Origin of the sequence: Nonomuraea aurantiaca, from assembly GCF_020215705.1 — a bacterium.
GTDB classification, from domain to species: domain Bacteria; phylum Actinomycetota; class Actinomycetes; order Streptosporangiales; family Streptosporangiaceae; genus Nonomuraea; species Nonomuraea aurantiaca.
The window spans coordinates 300,574-317,380 of the sequence record NZ_JAIWNB010000009.1; the positions used below are offsets into that span (position 1 = coordinate 300,574).

Consider the following 16,807-nt stretch of genomic DNA (forward strand, 5'->3'; position numbering starts at 1 on the left):
CCTTACGGGATGGGACTGATGGCGAGTATCAGGGTGTCATACCGCCGCACAGCGGCCAGACCCCCGGGTAGATCCACGGCCTTCTGCCCGCGCCACGCCGTGATGAGCCGGTCGACGGCACGCACGTGCGTCGCGGAGAGGGCTCCGGACGGCGTTCCCGCCGCGATGGCCGCCCGCCGCAGGACCCGCCGCCTGACGGCGCCTGGGAGGCGTTCCAGCTCGGGTACGGACAGCGTCACCGAACCGGTGATATCGCTTAGAGCGCAATTCTGATAGGCCGTGTCGGCCCATTCGTCAAGGGCGTCGGCGTCGTCCCGGGCGAGATCGGCGGTCCTGGCGAGCGCCTCGGCCACGCCGGGCCCCAGCTCCGACTCCAGCAGCGGGAGGACCCTGGTCCGTACCCGGACGCGGGTGTAGCGGGGATCCTCGTTGTGCGGATCGTCCCAAGGGCTCAGGCCGAGCGCCGCGCACGCGGCGACGGTGGTGGCACGGGAGAGGGACAGCAGCGGCCTGCGGTAGCGGCCGGTCACCGGGGCCATGCCGGACAGCGATCTGAGCCCGCTCCCCCTGGCCAATCCGAGCAGCACGGTCTCGGCCTGGTCGTCCCTGGTGTGGCCGAGCAGCACGGTCGCGGCCTGGAGCCGGTCGGCCGCCTCGGCGAGCGCGGCGTAGCGGGCGTCTCGGGCCGCCGCCTCCGGGCCGCCGGACGTACCGACATCGACGGTGAGGATCTCGGCATGGTCCAGGCCCAGGGCCGGGGCCAGCGCGGCCACCGTCTCGGCGCGTGCCGCGGAGCCCTCCTGGAGCTGGTGGTCCACCGTCAGCAGCCCGGCCTTCAGGCCCGCGCGCGGCGCGACGAAGCCGAGCGCGGCGGCGAGTGCGAGGGAGTCGGCTCCCCCGCTGCACGCCGCCAGCACGAGCGCGCCGTCACCGACGTCGGCCAGCGCCTCCCGGACGGCCCTTCGGACGTCGGCGACGGCCGGGTGCGGGCCCATGACGAGTCAGGCGGGCAGGGCGTTGCTGCCGATGACGCGGCGTACCCAGGCGCCGGGGTCGGTGATCTCGGGTGTCGTCGGCAGGGTCTCGGGAGAGGTCCAGACGCGGTTGAAGCCGTCCATGCCGACCTGGTCCACCACCGCGCGGACGAAGGCCGAGCCCTCGGCGTACTGCTTCATCTTGACCTCGATGCCCAGCAGCCGCCGGACCGTGCGGTCGAGGCGCGAGCCGCCCTCGCGGCGATGGGCGAACTTGGCGCGGATGTCGGCCACCGACGGCACCACCGAAGGGCCGACGGCGTCCATGACGTAGTCGCCGTGCCCTTCGACCAACGTCATCACGGCCGTGAGGCGGTCGAGGATCTCCTTCTGGCCGGGCGACTGGATGGCGTCGATGAGGTTGCCCTCGCCGCCGCGCACCACGTCGGCCACCGTGTCGGCGGCGGTGCGCAGCCGCTCCAGCAGCGTGCCCAGGTCGAGGTCGGAGGCCAGCAGGAACTCGGTCATCTGCGAGCGGATGTATTCGCGCAACCACGGCACCCCGGTGAACTGCACGCGGTGCGTCTCCTCATGCAGGCACACCCAGAGGCGGAAGTCGTGCGGGTCGACGTTCATCTCGCGCTCGGCGTGCACGATGTTGGGCGCGACGAGCGTCAGACGCCCCGCCGGCTCGCGGCCCGTCGGGTCCGGGGGCAGGAACAGCTCATATTGGCCGAGCACCCGCGAGGCGAGGAAGGCGAGCACCGCGCCCACCTCGACGCCGGTGATGCGGGAGCCCACGGCCGTGACGATCGCCGGCGGCGGGTTGGCTCCGGAGGCGACCCGCTCGGTGAGCGGTTCGAGCACCACGCGGAAGCCCTCGACGTTGGCCTTGATCCAGCCGGGGCGGTCGACGATGGTCGCCGCCTGCGGCGCGGTCTCCGTGTGAATCTTGGTGAACTCGCGTACGTGCCCCTCGGCCTCACGTGACAGCGCGCGGAGCTCGGTGACGGCCTGCCTGGCCTCCTCCCGGCTCACCTGAGGACCGGGGCGCACCAGGCGCGTGCCGGTCGTGACGGCCAGATCCCAGTCGATCACCTGCATACCGTCCACCGTACGTGGTTCTTGTCCGGCCCGCGAAGAAGCGCCGGTGTCTGGAGTGAGGAGAGAGGGAGCGAAGCGACCGAACGACGATCGCAAGACACCGGATCCCAGCGACTGAGCCGCGATCCGAAGGATCGCCATGAACACTGTTAGGAACGCGCGACGATTGCCGCGAGTCTGTCCAGTACCGGCTCGGCGGTGCTCGGCACGCGGTCGGCCAGGAAGGCGAAGGTGACCAGGCGCCCTTCCTTGGTGGTGGCCATGCCGGCCAGCGTGTTGACGTTGTTGAGGGTGCCGGTCTTGGCGCGGACGAGGCCGACCTGGCCCTTGCTGTCGCCGCTGGTGAAGCGCCTGCCGTTGCCCAGGGTGCCGGAGAACCCGGCGATCGGCATGCCGGAGGCGATCGGGTGCAGGTCGGGGTGGGCCGCGGCGGAGGCGATCGCGATGACCCGGGCCATCGCGTCGGCGCTGATGCGGTTGCGCGCGGACAGGCCGCTGCCGTCAAAGACCTGTACGCCCTTGGCCGCGCCGAGCCGCTGCAGCACCCCGACCACGGCCTTGGTCGCGCCCTCGAAGGACGCCTGCTGGCCTTCCTTGATGGCGACATGCCTGGCCAGCGCCTCGGCCAGGTCGTTGTCGCTGAACGTCAGCGTGTGCTCGACCAGCGAATAGAGCGGTGCCGAGTCGACCCGGCCGAGCTCAGCGGCCCCCGCGGGCGCCTTGCCCGGTCGTACGGACTTGGCGACGCTCACGCCGTACTTGGTCAGGAGCCGGGCGAACGCGGCGGCGGCGTACTGCGGCGGGTTGGACACGCGCGGCTGCCTCGCGGCGGGGTCGCGCCGCCCCTCGTCGATCGCCAGCGCGTAGACCGGCGCCACCTCGCCGTCGGGCACGTAGCCCGGCTTCCATCCGGGCGCCAGCGGGGAACCGGTGAACAGGGAGGCGTCATAGGAGAGCGTGACCTTGGTGACGCCCTTGGCCTTCAGCGCGGCGGCGGTACGCGAGGCGAGCGTGGCGAGCGACGCCTGCTTGGGGTAGGCCAGCGACTTGGCCGACGGCCCGGCGAGCGTCGGATCCCCTCCGCCCACCAGCACGATCGAGTTGGCCGCCGGTCCCTGCGTCACCCGGGTGGACAGGCGGGTGTCGGGGCCGAGAGCGGCCAGCGCGGCCGTGCAGGTGACCAACTTTGTGGTGGAGGCGGGAGTGATGCCGACGTCGGGGTTGGCGGCGAATACCTGCTCGCCGGTGGCGGCGTCGATGACCACGGCGCCCACCCGATCGCCCAGCGCTTCGTCACCCAGGGCGCTGGTGAGCTGCCGGGTCAAAGTACGCTTAGTAGTGAGAGGTCCGTCTCCGGCCCTCACCTGGAGTTGGGCCAGCACCGGCCCTGCGGTGACCACGGAGACGGGGGGAGACCCTTCAGGAGACGGTGTCGGCTCGGTCGGTGACGATCCCCTCGTCAGCGCGCCCAGGCTGAAGTCGTTGGTCATCGCATAGATGCCGATGACGATGGTCAGCACCTGGAGCATGGCGAGAGTGGTCAGCATCACCCACCGCTCGTGCCGCGCCACGTCGCCTGACCTCTCTCCTGGTGTTCGCCTACGAGACATTAACGCCCACTCGGCGTGAGCGGAGGAACCGCGGTGGAGTTCGACGTTGTCGTTGAGATTCCCAAGGGACAACGGAACAAGTATGAAGTGGACCATGAAACCGGTCGCATCAGGCTTGACCGGCTGCTGTTCACCTCTACGCAGTACCCCGCCGACTACGGCTTCATCGAGCACACCCTCGGCGAGGACGGCGACCCGCTCGACGCGTTGGTGCTGCTTCAGGAGCCGACCTTCCCGGGCTGCTACATCAGCTGCCGCGCGGTGGGGATGTTCCGGATGACGGACGAGAAGGGTGGCGACGACAAGGTCCTGTGCGTGCCCGCCACCGACCCGCGGATGGAGCACATTCGCGACATTCATCACGTGCCGGAGTTCGACCGGCTGGAGATCCAGCACTTCTTCGAGGTCTACAAGGACCTGGAGCCCGGCAAGTCCGTCGAGGGTGCCAACTGGGTGGGCCGGATGGAGGCCGAGGTCGAGATCAAGCGCTCCTTCCAGCGCGCCAAGGACGAGGGCCACAGCTGAGCTGTGTAGATGGCGATCCTTCGGATCGCGGCTCAGTCGCGGTCACTGAGGCCTGGTAGCACCCACCAGGTCTCCTCGCCACATTGAGGCGACTCGCACGACGTCGCCGGTCTGTGGCGCGTGCACCATCAGCCCGTCGCCCACGTACATGCCGACGTGGTGGATCGTGCTCGGGTCGCTGGTGACGTAGCCGAAGAACAGCAGGTCGCCGCGGCGCAACTGGTCGAGCGGCACGTGCGGGCCCGAGGTCCACTGCGTGCCGGTCCAGTGGTCGATGCCGACGCCCGCCTGCTCCCAGGCGCGCATGGTCAGGCCCGAGCAGTCGAAGCTGTCCGGGCCGTCGGCCGCCCACACGTACGGCTTGCCGAGCTGGGTCAGCGCCCAGTTGGCCGCGACGTCGCCCATGAGCGACCCGGACGCGAGCAGCCCATGGCTGAGGCGGGCCTGCGCCAGCGCCGCCTCCCGCCGCCTGGCCAGCAGGTGCGCGTGGGTGCGGGCGGCGTCGACCCGCCGCTGCCACGTGACGCGCTCGGCCTCCAGCCCTCTGGTCTCACGCTTCTGCGCGGCGACGGCCGCCTCCGCGGCGACCTTCGCCTGCCTGGCGCGCTCGGACACGGCCTCGTGCTCGGCGTACGCCTCGGCGGCCGCGCTCCGCAGGATGGCGGAGACCTCCTGGGCGTCGCGCATCCGGTCGAGCACCGCGCTCTGCTCGCCGCTGAGCTGCTCCAGGACGCTCGCCCGGTGCAGGAAGCCGTCGATGTCGCCGGTGTCGGTCATCATGCCGATCATCGGCGAGATCATGTCGATCCCGCTGTAGCTCTGCGCCGCGAGCAGCGCGACGGGCGCGCGGGCCTTCTCCACCTCGGCGTCGGCCAGCGCCAGCCGGGCCTGCGCCTGGTCGCGGGCGCGCCGGGCGCGTTCGAGGTGGACCAGCTCCCCGTTGTACGCCTCCACCAGCTGCTCCGCGCCCGCCGCCAGGTTGTCGAGCCGTGACTGGGCCTCGGCGAGCCGCGCGCTCGCGGTGCCGAGTCGCCGCGTCCGATCCTGTACGGCGTGACGGGCCTGCATCACCTTCCGGCGGGACGGCCCGGGAGCCGCGTCGGCCGGCGGGCACAGGGTGACGACCAGGCAGACTGCCATGAGGCCGGCTCTGATGGCATGCATAGTGCACACAGTTCCCGCCCGTCACTCTGTGTAATCCTGGTCACTTTCGTAACATCGTCAACGCAGGCGGAACAGGCGTTCTATCCACGGCCGGACGCCCGCCGGGACCGGGCTCGTGCCCCGGGGATAGGTGAAGACCGGCGTCTGCGTCCCGTAGGCGGCGTGCAGCTCGGCCGCCCGGCACCAGTCGGCGCCCGCCCGAGCCGCGGCCCAGGCCGCCGCGATGGCCGGACGGGACTCCGGATGGCGGTCGAAGGTCTGGTAAAGGGTCATCGTGGCGGCGGCGGCCACCGAGCCGTCGCCGGGGTAGGCGGTGCCCGCCAGGTAGGGGGCGGCGACCCGGCCGCCGTGGCAGGTGCCGAGGGCCCAGGTCCAGTTGGCGAGCACGAGGCCGAGTACGGGCTCCGGCACCGCGGCCGCAGCCGCGTACAGGCGCTCCTGGCGCTGACCGGTCAGGCGGCGCGAGGACCAGAGCCAGCCGAGCTCGGCGGGCGGGCCGCCGGGCGGCTCGCCACCGGAGAGCCAGGACAGAACGGCCAGGCCGCGTGCGGTGCGCAGGCGGCAGAGTTCGAGGACGTCGCGGAGCATGCGGGGGCCCTGGTCGAGCCAGGTGGGCCAGGCGACGTGATGGCTCCTGGCCATCAGCTCGGCCCGCTCCTCGCTGACCGGCAGGGGGCAGACCCGACAGCCCAGTTGAGGGTCCTCGCGCAGCTGGTACGCCTCCATGCAGTGGCCTCAGCCGGCCGGGACGGTGGTGGGCGGCGTCGCGGTCGGCGTCTGGGCCGGTGTCTGGGCGGGCGTCTGCGCCGGTGTCTGTCCCGGCGTGACGGTCGGCGGGGCGACGGGTGTCTGGGTCGGTGTCGCGGCGGGCGTCGGGACGTCGGTGGGGCGGGGTGTGCGGGGGTGCTTGTGCGGGTGTCTGCCGGGCTGCTTGTCCGGCCCCCTGCCCGGGTGCTCGTCCGGGTCCGGCGCGGGCTCGGCGGACTGGTGGTCGGGGGTGGGGGTGAGCTGGTCGGGCTGGGGCTCGGGCGTCTCGGGGTCCTTGGACGGGTCGCGGCTCGCCGGGGAGCCGACGGTCGGCACGGGGGTCGTTGACGGCGTCGTCGTCGGGGGCAGGGCGCCCAGCGGGACGGTGGCCGTGCTGTCCAGGATGGGTTCGACGCTGATCCGCGGGTCCTGGGGCTCGGGCTGCCAGGGCAGCCTGATGCCTGGCGGCTCACCCGGTGCGGGGAAGGCGGCGGACGCGATGCCCGGCAGCCCGCCCTCTACCTGGTCGAACTGCTGGAAGATCAGCACTATCGCCACCACGGTCGCGACCGCCGCCATCGCGCCAGCCAGCGCCTGAGGCCACCTTCGAGCGTTCTTCCGCGGGGCAACGGGAAACCCGGCGGCGTCGAGCGCCCCCGAGCGCCGGGCCACGTAGCGGCGGTAGGGCTGGAGTTCGGGGTCGGCGAAGCAGCTCATCACCCTGACCGCGAGCGACTCCGGCAGCGGGATCCGGGGCAGCAACTCGAAGACCTTGGCCGCCGACACCTGGCGCGTGCGGTGGGGGGAGCAGGTCAGACAGCCCGAGAGGTGCCCGACCAGCCGCGCGCGCATCTCGGGCGTCAGCCTGCCGGAGAAGCCCGTGAGGATGCCGGCCCGTGCCGCGCAGTCGTAGGTGCTCTTCCTGGCCAGGAGCTCCGCCGTGATCGCGTCGCGCAGTCGTTCGCGGGCCTCCTCCTGGGCCGCCTCGACATGGCGCGCCGCGACCCCCAGCACCACCGCGAGCTCCGGGGTGGGCAGTTCGTGCCTGGCCGACAGCTCCAGGACCTCACGGTCGTCGTGGGACAGGCTCTGGATCGCGTTCCAGGCCACGACGCGCAGGTCGGCGTCGGCCGGATTGTCCGGGGGTGGAGCCTGCGCCAGTGCTTCGTCGGCGTTGGGTGGCTCGGCCATCCGCCGTCGCAGGCATTCGGCGCGGGCCAGGGCGTACAGCCATGGACGCAGGCGGCCGGGATCCGCCAGGGAGCCGGCGTGCGCCTCCGCCGCGATCATCGTGTCGCGGAGCGCCACCTGGGCGCCGTCGGAGCTGAGGAGAAGGGACCAGCAGTATCTGTGGATGCCCTCGGCGTAGGCGTCGTAGAGCGCGGCGAGGGCACCCGGGTCACGGGCGCGGAGTGACTCGACCAGGGCGCGGTCATTCATATGACAGAAGGTAATGGATTAGTAACTAGTAGTTCCACTGCTTCTGTGGGAATGAAGCCCTTGCCGGCAACACTCCGATGAAGAAAACCGTTGCGCTCGGCCGCCAGGTGGTGAATGGCCGCTCCGCCCGATTTATCGGCTTATTTGATTGATATTTGATGAGCAATTCACTGCTGGTGCTCGGACACGGCCTGGCTGCCGCGGTCCACCGTGAACGGCTCGGTGGTCGGCTTGATCGTGTGCAGCGGCACCGCGCCGCCCAGCGCCAGGTCCTCGAAGGGCCGGCCGGTCGAGCCCCAGGTCCGGGCGGTCACATCGGTCTTGGCCACCACGCTGCCCGTGGGAAGGCCGCTCACGGTCAGGATGAAACGCGGTGGACTGCCCGCCTTCACATCATCGATGAACGTACTGCCGCCGCCGAGCAGTTTGCCCGCCTTGTCGCGCAGCAACACGTTCACCACCAGGCTGCTGGCGGGAAGCTGATAGGGATTGTCGACATAGCCGGTAATAAGATAAGAACGGTCCTTTTGTCGGAGCGTCTGCACCCGCGAAACGGGAAACTCCTTGAACGCCGACGCGATGCGGGCGGCGGGCCGCCACTGGGCGGGGCGATAGTCGATGGTCACCTTGGCCGGTTTCTGCGGCGCGTTGACCTGGCCGGTGAAGGCCAGCGACCCGCCCGGCGGCACGGCGTCGAGCGACTGGTCCATCCGGACCACCTCGGTGCCGGCGGCGTCACGCCCGACGACCGTCGCCACCACGTGCTCGCCGAAGTGCCACGGGTTGGCGTTGGTGAGGATTCCTGCCCAGTTCACGGCGTAGCCGTCGGACGACTTGACGACGTTCGACACCTGCTCCTTGAGGACGAGGGGCTTGAGCTGCTGTTGGGACGGTTCCTCGCTGGAGCACCCGGCTAGGCAGATCGCCCCGAGTGCGAGGAGGCTGACGGTTCGGCTACGCGGGATCACTTTGCCGTGATAGCCGGTCTATGGGCGCGGCAGGGACGGGACACGCGCCTGCCGTACCAACTCTTTAACGCACTCTTGACCGCGATCAGCGGGGGCGGACGACCCTGGCCTCATCCCAGACCGGTTCGGAAGACTCGTAAACCGTCCCGTCCGCGCCGAACACCAGGAAGCGATCGAAATCCGCCGCGAACCAGCGGTCGTGCGTGACCGCCACCACCGTGCCCGCGAACGCGTCCAGACCCGCTTGGAGCGCTTCGGCGCTGGCCAGGTCGAGGTTGTCGGTCGGCTCGTCGAGCAGCAGCAGCGTCGCGCCGGACAGCTCCAGCAGCAGGATCTGCAGCCGCGCCTGCTGACCGCCCGAGAGCGTGTCGAACCGCTGCTCGGCGATCTGTCCGGCCAGCTCGTAGCGGGCCAGGGCCTTCATGGCCTCGTTCTTCAGCCGGGCGTGCTCGGACATGACGATCTCCACCGGCGAGCGACCCAGCAGGTCGGGCCGGGCGTGCGTCTGGGCGAAGTGGCCGGGGACCACGCGGGCGCCGAGCCTGGCGACACCGGAGTGGCCGATCTGCTCGCCCGCGAGCAGCCGCAGGAAGTGGGACTTGCCCGAGCCGTTGGAGCCGAGCACCGCGATGCGCTCGGCGTACCAGACCTCCAGGTCGAACGGCCGCATCAGGCCGGTCAGCTCCAGCCCCTCGCAGATGACCGCGCGCTTGCCGGTGCGGCCGCCTTTGAGGCGCATGCTGATGTTCTGGTCGCTGGGCGTCTCTTCGGGCGGGCCCGCCTCCTCGAACCTGCGGAGCCGCGTCTGGGCCGCGTGATAGGGAGCGGCCATGCCGTCGTTGTATCTGGCCTTGTTCTTCAGCATGTTGACCAGGGCCTTGAGCTTGGCGTGCTCCTCGTCCCAGCGCCTGCGCAGCTCGTCGAGGCGCTCGTTGCGGGCCTTGCGGGCCTCCGCGTACGTAGCGAACCCACCACCATGGATCCAGATATTTCCGGACTCGACGGTGACGATCCGGTCGGCCGCGTTGGCCAGCAACTGCCGGTCGTGGCTGACCAGCAGGACCGTCTTGGGGGTCTCCCTGAGTGCCTGCTCCAGCCATTCCTTGCCCGGCACGTCGAGGTAGTTGTCGGGCTCGTCGAGCAGCAGCGTCTGGTCCGGCCCGCGGAGCAGCGCTTCGAGCACCAGCCGCTTCTGCTCGCCGCCGGACAACGTCGCCACATCCCGATATTTCACGTTGTCGTACGGCACGCCGAGCGCGGCCACTGTACACGTGTCCCAGAGCACCTCGATGTCGTAGCCACCGGCGTCGGTGTAGTCGGTGATGGCCTGCGCGTAGCGCATCTGCGCCTTCTCGTCGTCGCGCTCCATCATCACGAGCTCAGCCCGCTCCAGCCGCTCGGCCGCCTCCCGCACGGCCGGCGGAGCGACGCTGAGCAGCAGGTCGTGCACCGTACTCCCGTCACGCACGCTGCCGATGAACTGCCGCATCACCCCCAGCCCACCGGAGCTGGCCACACTGCCCGCCACCGGCTGCAGGTCCCCGGCGACGAGCCGCATCAACGTGGTCTTGCCGGCCCCGTTGGGCCCGACCAGGGCGGCCTTGACGCCTTCGCCGATCCGGAAGGACACGTCGTTGAGCAACGGCCGCCCGTCGGGCAGTACGTATGTCAGATGTCCTACTTCGACGTGCGCCACGGCGATTCCCTTCGCAATTCCCCCGCGCAGGGTACCTACCGAGAGCTCCGAACAGCACCTCCTTTTCCTCTCCCGGCTTGGCGACGCTTCGCACGGGACGTCTGGGCTCTTCGGAGGTGACGGCATGAGCTGTATCGACCACATACGGCCCATCTCCGGTATCGACGAGGCGTACATCTACGGCTCGTGGGCCGCTCGACACGCGAACCAGCCGGGACCACCCGCCCCAAGACGTCGAGGTCATCATCGTGGAGTCAGCCGACGGGGCGGCTAATGCTTGTTGCCGTGGGTTTTGCCGAGCTTGGCCGCCTGCTTGGCTGCCTTCTTCGCCGCCTTCTTCGCCGCCTGCTGAGCTGCTTTCTTGGCCTTCTTCAGCGCGGTGGCGGACTTGCCGGAGGAGGTCTCCGGGGCTGGGTTGGGGCGGATATCGGCTCGTTCGCGGCCGTCGGACGTCTCCGTGAGTCGTTTGCGGGACACGGCGTGGACCTGCTGCGGGATGCTGGTCAGGTCGAGGGCCAGGGCGGTTGCGATGTCGGCGGGGGTGCTTTGAGCGGGGGTGCTTTGCGCGGGGCTACTGGGAACGGTGTTCCACCAGGAGCCGGTGGCGATCACGCTGGCGATCAAGGCGGCGATCAGGGCCGTCTCGCGCCAGCGCTCGGTTAACAGCCGCCGCACCGCCTCCGACCGCCGCATCGCCGCCGCGCGCCGCGCTGCTTCCGACTGCCGGACCACACCTGACCGCCGCACCACGCTGGACCGCCGTACCATGCCGGACCGCCACACCACGCCCGACTGCGGCATCGCCGCCCATCCCGGCATCGATCCTGACAGTGACACCGTCCCTAACCGGGGCATCGTCGCTGACCGTGGCGTCGCCGCCGACCATCGCACCAGCCCTCGCGCCGTCTTCAGCGAGCGCCTGTGTGAGCGCGCGCCCAAGCGGAGGCGCGGGTGGGGGTGGGAGCACCGATCCCGGTGCGGGTCCAGGTGCGAGCGCCGGTCCGGGTCCGGGTCCGCGTCCGAGTCTGGGTCCGCGTCCGGGTGCGGGTTCGCGGCCGGGTGCGGGTGGTGGGGCTCATCTGGCATGTACGCATCGCGGCCCGCAAAGTGAGAGGGGGCCGCAGGCTCCGGCTGGGCGGCCACTCGCAGGAGTTGTTCGTGGGCGCGGGCCAGGTCGCTGCGCTGGGCGGGATCCTTGTCCAGCAGACCGGCGATGGCCGGAGCGAGCGGTCCGGCCAGGCTGAACGGATAGGCACTGCTGGTCAGTATCGCGGTCAGCGTGGCCGTCTCGGTGCTGCGGCCGAAGGGTGAGTGGCCCTCGACGGCCGTGTACAAGGTGGCGCCCAGGGACCACAGGTCGGCCTGCGGTGTGGACGGGGCGCCGCCGGCCCGTTCGGGGGCGATGTAGGCGGGTGTGCCGACGACCATGCTCGTCCGGCTGACCTGGGACTCGTCGTCCACGGTGGTGGCCAGGCCGAAGTCGGTCAGGACCGCGTGTTCGTCGTCGGTGAGCAGGATGTTGCCGGGCTTGATGTCACGATGCAGGACCCCGGCGGCGTGCGCGGCGCGCAGGGCGTCCAGGAGTTCCAGGCCGATGCGGGTGACGGTGGGCACGGGGAGGGGGCCCTGCTCGGCGATCACCTGGGCGAGGCTGCGGGCGGGGATGAGCTGCATGACGATCCACGGGCGCTCGTCTGCCAGCACCACGTCGTACATGGCCGCTATGTGCGGATGGCTCAGCCGGGCGGCGATGCGGGCCTCCCGCATCGTCCGGGCGAGCAGCTCCTCGTGCTGCGGTCCGACGATCGTGACCTCTTTGACCGCGACCTGGCGGTCCAGGAGCTCGTCATGAGCCCGCCAGACCCTGCCCATGCCGCCCTGGCCCAGCTCGGACAGCAACCGGTAGCGCCCGGCCAGCAGCCATCCCTCGTAGCGCGCGTAGGACATGGGAGCGGGTTACCCGATCATCCTCGCGTCATGCAATGAGAAGGCCACAAGAAGGCCACGAAACCCCGCAAACCCCGGAAACCACGGCTTCCACAACATTTGGATCAGCCCCCGGTGAGCCTCTGGACATGAAGTGATCAAATGACTAGAACTGTAGGGAACCCCCCTCCCTTAGGACGTGTGATGACGCGATTCCGGTCCGCCCTCATCCCCCTCGCCATCGGATTGCTGAGCCTCGCGGCCGTGCCCCAGCAGGCGCTGGCCGCACCGCCCAAGCCGGTGCCGTCCGTCTCCGCCGCCACCACGCAGCAAGCCACCACCCGCGCGACGTGCGGGCCGACGGTGCGGGGCGCGTCCGTGGACGCGAGGCTGACCAGCCTGTTCACCGCGTACGGCAACGACAACAGCCGCCTGGACGACTGGACCGGCGCCGACGGCACGTACTCGCTGAAGCTGCCCAGCGGAAAAGAGGTGTGGGTCTTCTCCGACACCTTCCTGGGCAAGATCAACCCCGACGGCAGCCGCCCGCCGGTGGTCGAAGAGGGCGGCACGACCGTCTTCCTGAACAACTCCTTCGCCGTGGAGCGCGACGGCAGGCTCTCCACGATCCACGCCGGCACCACCCAGAAGCCGACCGCGGTGATGCCGCCGCGCGACCAGAACCACTGGTACTGGGCCGGCGACGCCACCCTGGCGGGCGGCATCGTGGAGGTGACCTACCAGGAGTACGAGCGCTACGGCACCGGCGCGTGGGACTGGCGCTGGCACCGGAACGTGGTGGCCAGGTTCGCGCAGAGCCGGCTCGACCAGCCGATCAGCGTGACCGACCTGCCGTCGTCGGCCGGCGTGTCCTGGGCCTCCGGAATTCTCAAGGACGGCGGCTACACCTACGTTTACGGGGTGGAGGATCTCGGCTCGCCCAAGTACATGCACATCGCCAGGGTGCTCGGCCAGAGCCTGCTCGGACAGTGGGAGTACCTCAAAGCCGACGGCACCTGGTCGCCGAACGAGGCCGACTCGGCCCGGATCATGAGCGGCGTGGCCAACGAGTACAGCGTCACCAAGGTGGGCAACGGATACGTACTGATCACCCATGACACGACTGAGGTCCTGAGCTCGCACATCGTGGCCTACACCTCGTGCTCGCCGACCGGCCCGTTCACCGGCAAGCAGGCCGTCTACACCACCCCCGAGACCAACGGGAACATCTTCACCTACAACGCCCACGCGCACCCCGACGTGGCGGGCAAGGGGCTGGTCGTCTCCTACAACGTCAACAGCTTCGTCAACACCGACCACTACCGGGACTCCTCGATCTACCGGCCGCGCTTCATCGACGTGAGTTTCGGGTGATCAAACGGAACTGGGCGGCCCGCCTGCGGCACGTCGTGATCGACGGGCTGCGGGCGGTCGTGCTGGAGAACGAACGGCTCCGCGTGACCGTCGTGCCCGACAAGGGCGGCGATGTCGTCGAATTTCTGCACAAGCCAACCGACACTGACTTCGTCTGGCTCTCGCCGCAGGGGCTGCGCAACCCGCACGATCACCTCCAGGGCGCCGCCGACGACGTCGCCCAGTTCATCGACCACTACGAGGGCGGCTGGCAGGAGATCTTCCCCAGCGGCGGCGCGCCCAGCGAATACCGCGGCGCCCGGCTGGCGCAGCACGGGGAGGTCGCCGGGCTCCCGTGGCAGGCCGAGGTCGTGGCCGACTCCGAACAGGAGGTCGCGGTACGGCTCAGCGTGCGCACCCGGCGCCTGCCGTACCGGATGGAGAAGACGTTCCGGCTGGCGGCGGGGACGGCCGCGCTGGAGATCGAGGGGCGCGCGACCAACGAGTCCGGCGTCGAGCTGCACGCCATGTGGGGGCAGCACATCGTGTACGGCCGGCCGTTCCTCAAGCCGGGCGCCCGCGTACGGCTGCCGGCGGGCGTGACGGTCATCCCGCACGAGAGCGCCATCGACGCCCACGGCCGCCGGGTCAAGGCGGGCGGCCCGTGGAAGTGGCCCGTGGTGCCCGCCGACGGCGGCGGCGAGACGGATCTGAGCGTGGTGCCGGAGCCCGGGTCGCCGAGCGAGATCGTCTACCTGACCGGATTTACCGAGGGCTGGTACGAGATTTCCGGGGATATAGGTATGCGGGTGGAGTGGGATGCGACACTCCTGCCGTACCTGTGGATGTGGCAGGAGGTCGGTGCGACCACCGACTATCCCTGGTGGGGACGGGCTTACACGGTCGGGCTCGAACCGTTCTCCAGCATGCCCACCAACGGGCTGGCCGAGGCGGTGGCGAACGGCACGGCCCTCACCCTGGGCCCGCACGAGACGAAGGTGCTGAGGTTGCGCGCGGAGGTATTGGCGTGAGTGAGTTCGACGGCAAGGTCGCTCTGGTGACGGGCGGTTCGATGGGCATCGGGCGGGCGGTGGTCGACCGGCTGGCCGACGGCGGGGCGTCCGTGGTGTTCTGCGGGGCCGACAAGGAGGCGGAGCTCGACAGCGAGCACGTGACCGGGCGGGTCGCGGACGTACGGCGGGCGGGCGACATGCGGGACCTGGTCGACCTGGCCGTGGCCAGGTACGGCGGGCTCGACATCGTGGTGACGTGCGCGGGCGTGCAGCGTTACGGCACGGTCGAGGACACGCCGGAGGACGTCTGGGACGAGGTGCTCGACATCAACCTCAAGGGCGTCTACCTGGCCTGCAAGGCCGCCATCCCCAGGATGCGGGCGCGCGGCGGCGGCTCGATCGTGGTGATGTCGTCGGTGCAGGCGTTCGCCTCGCAGGCGCAGGTGGCCGCCTACACCGCCAGCAAGGCCGCGCTGAACGGCCTGACCAGGGCGATGGCGCTCGACCACGCGGCCGACGGCATCCGGGTGAACGTGGTCTGCCCCGGCTCGGTCGACACACCGATGCTGCGCTGGGCCGCCGACCTGTGGCGCGGCGAACTGTCGCAGGAGGAGCAGGTGGCGCAGTGGGGCCGGGCGCACCCCCTCGGCCGGGTGGGCAGGCCGGAGGAGGTGGCGGAGCTGGTGGCGTTCCTGGCCGGGCCGCGCTCGTCGTTCATCACCGGGGCCGAGCACCGGGTGGACGGCGGGCTGCTCGCCCGGAACCCGGCGGCGCTGCCCGAGCAGGCCTAGCGCGTGCGTCGGCGCGGTAGGAGGACGATGAGGACGGCCGCGGTGACCACGTGCAGCGCGGCCAGTGACGCCTTGGCCGCGCCGGTGGTGCCCATCGTGAGCGGGCCGGCCAGGGACAGGACGAGGAACACGGCGGCGATCCAGGTCCAGATCGCGCGCGGCCGTTTGGTGACGCGTTCGAGCACGGCCAGGCTGCGGGGGGTGGTCACGCGGGGGTCTCCTTGAGCGGTAAGTAAAGCGGGGACCAGCGGTTGTACAGGCCGGTGGGGACGAGGTAGCAGACCATCACGACCTGCATCAGCACCATGAAGACGCCGTACTGCAGACCGCCCAGGCCGGGGACGACGTCGGGCGGCAGGGTGTAGGCCATGGTCACGCGGACGGCGGCGTCGGTCAGCAGGCCGATGCCCCAGATGACCGTCGCCACCCGCCAGATCCGGCGAAAGGCGGGCAGCCGCTCCCACAGGACGTCCCAGGACTCGCGGCCCGAGCCATCGCCGTCCTTGAGGGGACCGATGCGGCCTTCCAGGACGAAGCGGGTGAAGGCGAACGCCAGCGGCTGCCGGCCTCGGACGCTGGCCAGGAACCACAGGCCCGAGATGGCGGTGATCCAGCCGTCCTTGGCCAGCAGGAAGCGGGGGTCGTGGACGAGCAGGGAGACGGCCGCGCTGCCGACCATCATGGCCGTCATGAACAGGCCGAGCCCGTCGGGCCGGCGGCGGCGCACCAGGCTGGCGACCACGCTCAGGCCGGGGAGCAGGGAGCTGATCAGCAGCGCGGAGTGATAGCTCACGTCCATCGCGCGCAGTACGTAATAGAGGCCGATGGGCAGGGCCATGTCGACGAGGACGAGCAGCAACGCCTTGGCGCGAGGGCTCACGGGGTGGCCCGTGTCGCCAGGCGGAAGAGCTCGACCAGCTCGTCCGCGTACACGTCGAGGTCCGCGCCGGGGTCGCCCTCCAGCAGGAACGGCAGGCCGTCCATGGCCCGCTGGACGGCCATCGCCATCACGCGGGTGTTGAACCGGCGGAACTCGCCCGACTCCTGCCCCCAGAACAGCAACCGCTCGATGTGCCCCAGCGAGGCCGGGTCCATGGCCGCCTCCTGCGCGGTGGTCCCCTTCTCCGGCCGGAAGTTCAGGAAGATCTCGGTGGCCGCGCGCATCTCACGGCGGTGGTCCCGGATGAACCCGATCAGCGAGCGGATGTACGTGTCGAGCGCCGCGCCGGGGCTGGTCTGGGCGCTGACCCGCTCGGTCATGAACGTGGCGATCCCCTCGTAGATCGTGACAATCACCTGGCCCATCAGGTCGTCTTTGCCGTCGAAGTGGTACGAGATCAGCCGCGTACTGCTGAGCCCGGCCCGCTCCGCGATGCGGGCGAAGGACGCCTGGTGGTAGCCCAGGTCGGCGATCGTCTCGATCGTGGCCGCCACGATCTGCGCCCGACGGGCGGAGGTCGTGACGGAATCTTCCCTTCTTACTTGCATGAGTAATT

Annotated in this window: 16 protein-coding genes; 4 read left to right on the top strand and 12 right to left on the bottom strand. The window is 70.4% G+C overall.

Features of this window, described 5'->3' with window-relative positions; genetic code table 11:
• Positions 1-2: 2 nt before the first annotated feature.
• The 3 genes from tilS to dacB form a co-directional block, all read right to left on the bottom strand.
• Complete coding sequence (tilS, locus tag LDL49_RS23425; protein WP_225293320.1) at positions 3-995, bottom strand: tRNA lysidine(34) synthetase TilS; 993 nt, start codon at positions 993-995, stop codon at positions 3-5.
• 6 nt (positions 996-1,001) lie between these two features.
• Complete coding sequence (locus tag LDL49_RS23430; protein WP_225293322.1) at positions 1,002-2,078, bottom strand: Rv3626c family coenzyme F420 biosynthesis-associated protein; 1,077 nt, start codon at positions 2,076-2,078, stop codon at positions 1,002-1,004.
• A gap of 149 nt (positions 2,079-2,227) precedes the next feature.
• Positions 2,228-3,649, bottom strand: a complete 1,422-nt coding sequence (dacB, locus tag LDL49_RS23435) for a D-alanyl-D-alanine carboxypeptidase/D-alanyl-D-alanine endopeptidase (protein WP_225293324.1) — start codon at positions 3,647-3,649, stop codon at positions 2,228-2,230.
• A 72-nt stretch (positions 3,650-3,721) separates the two neighbouring features.
• Between dacB and LDL49_RS23440 the strand changes: the two genes are divergently transcribed.
• Positions 3,722-4,213: an inorganic diphosphatase gene (locus LDL49_RS23440; protein ID WP_225293326.1), complete on the top strand. Its 492-nt coding sequence runs from the start codon at positions 3,722-3,724 to the stop codon at positions 4,211-4,213.
• A gap of 42 nt (positions 4,214-4,255) precedes the next feature.
• Here LDL49_RS23440 and LDL49_RS23445 read toward each other — a convergent pair whose 3' ends face one another.
• The 6 genes from LDL49_RS23445 to LDL49_RS57060 form a co-directional block, all read right to left on the bottom strand.
• Positions 4,256-5,377 (bottom strand): C40 family peptidase, encoded by a 1,122-nt coding sequence (locus LDL49_RS23445; protein ID WP_225293327.1) that lies wholly within the window; start codon positions 5,375-5,377, stop codon positions 4,256-4,258.
• A 57-nt stretch (positions 5,378-5,434) separates the two neighbouring features.
• On the bottom strand, positions 5,435-6,103 hold the full coding sequence (locus LDL49_RS23450; protein WP_225293329.1) for a hypothetical protein: 669 nt from the start codon (positions 6,101-6,103) through the stop codon (positions 5,435-5,437).
• Between the two features lie 9 nt (positions 6,104-6,112).
• The gene (locus LDL49_RS23455; protein WP_225293331.1) at positions 6,113-7,564 is read right to left on the bottom strand and encodes an RNA polymerase sigma factor; all 1,452 of its coding nucleotides are present in this window, start codon (positions 7,562-7,564) and stop codon (positions 6,113-6,115) included.
• A gap of 167 nt (positions 7,565-7,731) precedes the next feature.
• Positions 7,732-8,532 (bottom strand): hypothetical protein, encoded by an 801-nt coding sequence (locus LDL49_RS23460; protein ID WP_225293333.1) that lies wholly within the window; start codon positions 8,530-8,532, stop codon positions 7,732-7,734.
• A gap of 85 nt (positions 8,533-8,617) precedes the next feature.
• The gene (locus tag LDL49_RS23465) at positions 8,618-10,228 is read right to left on the bottom strand and encodes an ABC-F family ATP-binding cassette domain-containing protein (RefSeq protein WP_225293335.1); all 1,611 of its coding nucleotides are present in this window, start codon (positions 10,226-10,228) and stop codon (positions 8,618-8,620) included.
• Between the two features lie 270 nt (positions 10,229-10,498).
• Positions 10,499-12,175, bottom strand: coding sequence for a serine/threonine-protein kinase (locus LDL49_RS57060; RefSeq protein ID WP_263655393.1), 1,677 nt, complete (start codon positions 12,173-12,175; stop codon positions 10,499-10,501).
• Between the two features lie 183 nt (positions 12,176-12,358).
• On the opposite strand from LDL49_RS57060, the gene LDL49_RS23475 reads away from it, so the two are divergent.
• The 3 genes from LDL49_RS23475 to LDL49_RS23485 are packed head-to-tail and all read left to right on the top strand — an operon-like array spanning position 12,359 to position 15,311.
• Positions 12,359-13,528, top strand: a complete 1,170-nt coding sequence (locus LDL49_RS23475; protein WP_225293337.1) for a DUF5005 domain-containing protein — start codon at positions 12,359-12,361, stop codon at positions 13,526-13,528.
• Positions 13,525-14,538: a DUF4432 family protein gene (locus LDL49_RS23480; protein WP_225293340.1), complete on the top strand. Its 1,014-nt coding sequence runs from the start codon at positions 13,525-13,527 to the stop codon at positions 14,536-14,538. Before LDL49_RS23475 ends, LDL49_RS23480 begins: the two co-directional genes overlap by 4 nt.
• A complete protein-coding gene (locus LDL49_RS23485; RefSeq protein WP_225293341.1) occupies positions 14,535-15,311 on the top strand; it encodes an SDR family NAD(P)-dependent oxidoreductase in 777 nt (258 codons plus the stop codon). Before LDL49_RS23480 ends, LDL49_RS23485 begins: the two co-directional genes overlap by 4 nt.
• Here the strand turns inward: LDL49_RS23485 and LDL49_RS23490 are convergent.
• From LDL49_RS23490 to LDL49_RS23500, 3 genes are read right to left on the bottom strand one after another with little or no spacing between them, the layout of a single operon-like run.
• Complete coding sequence (locus LDL49_RS23490; RefSeq protein ID WP_225293344.1) at positions 15,308-15,520, bottom strand: DUF6069 family protein; 213 nt, start codon at positions 15,518-15,520, stop codon at positions 15,308-15,310. The genes LDL49_RS23485 and LDL49_RS23490 overlap by 4 nt on opposite strands.
• On the bottom strand, positions 15,517-16,191 hold the full coding sequence (locus tag LDL49_RS23495) for a VC0807 family protein (protein ID WP_225293345.1): 675 nt from the start codon (positions 16,189-16,191) through the stop codon (positions 15,517-15,519). The genes LDL49_RS23490 and LDL49_RS23495 overlap by 4 nt, the downstream gene beginning before the upstream one ends.
• The gene (locus tag LDL49_RS23500) at positions 16,188-16,799 is read right to left on the bottom strand and encodes a TetR/AcrR family transcriptional regulator (RefSeq protein WP_225293347.1); all 612 of its coding nucleotides are present in this window, start codon (positions 16,797-16,799) and stop codon (positions 16,188-16,190) included. The genes LDL49_RS23495 and LDL49_RS23500 overlap by 4 nt, the downstream gene beginning before the upstream one ends.
• Positions 16,800-16,807 lie beyond the last annotated feature (8 nt).

What these genes read in the sequence shown, in the direction of transcription:
- LDL49_RS23450 (WP_225293329.1), bottom strand. Translation starts at nt 6,103, where the DNA reads ATGGAGGCGTACCAGCTGCGCGAGGACCCTCAACTGGGCTGTCGGGTC.
- LDL49_RS23475 (WP_225293337.1), top strand. Translation starts at nt 12,359, where the DNA reads ATGACGCGATTCCGGTCCGCCCTCATCCCCCTCGCCATCGGATTGCTG.
- LDL49_RS57060 (WP_263655393.1), bottom strand. Translation starts at nt 12,175, where the DNA reads ATGTCCTACGCGCGCTACGAGGGATGGCTGCTGGCCGGGCGCTACCGG.
- LDL49_RS23500 (WP_225293347.1), bottom strand. Translation starts at nt 16,799, where the DNA reads ATGCAAGTAAGAAGGGAAGATTCCGTCACGACCTCCGCCCGTCGGGCG.
- LDL49_RS23455 (WP_225293331.1), bottom strand. Translation starts at nt 7,564, where the DNA reads ATGAATGACCGCGCCCTGGTCGAGTCACTCCGCGCCCGTGACCCGGGT.
- LDL49_RS23430 (WP_225293322.1), bottom strand. Translation starts at nt 2,078, where the DNA reads ATGCAGGTGATCGACTGGGATCTGGCCGTCACGACCGGCACGCGCCTG.
- tilS (WP_225293320.1), bottom strand. Translation starts at nt 995, where the DNA reads ATGGGCCCGCACCCGGCCGTCGCCGACGTCCGAAGGGCCGTCCGGGAG.
- LDL49_RS23445 (WP_225293327.1), bottom strand. Translation starts at nt 5,377, where the DNA reads ATGCATGCCATCAGAGCCGGCCTCATGGCAGTCTGCCTGGTCGTCACC.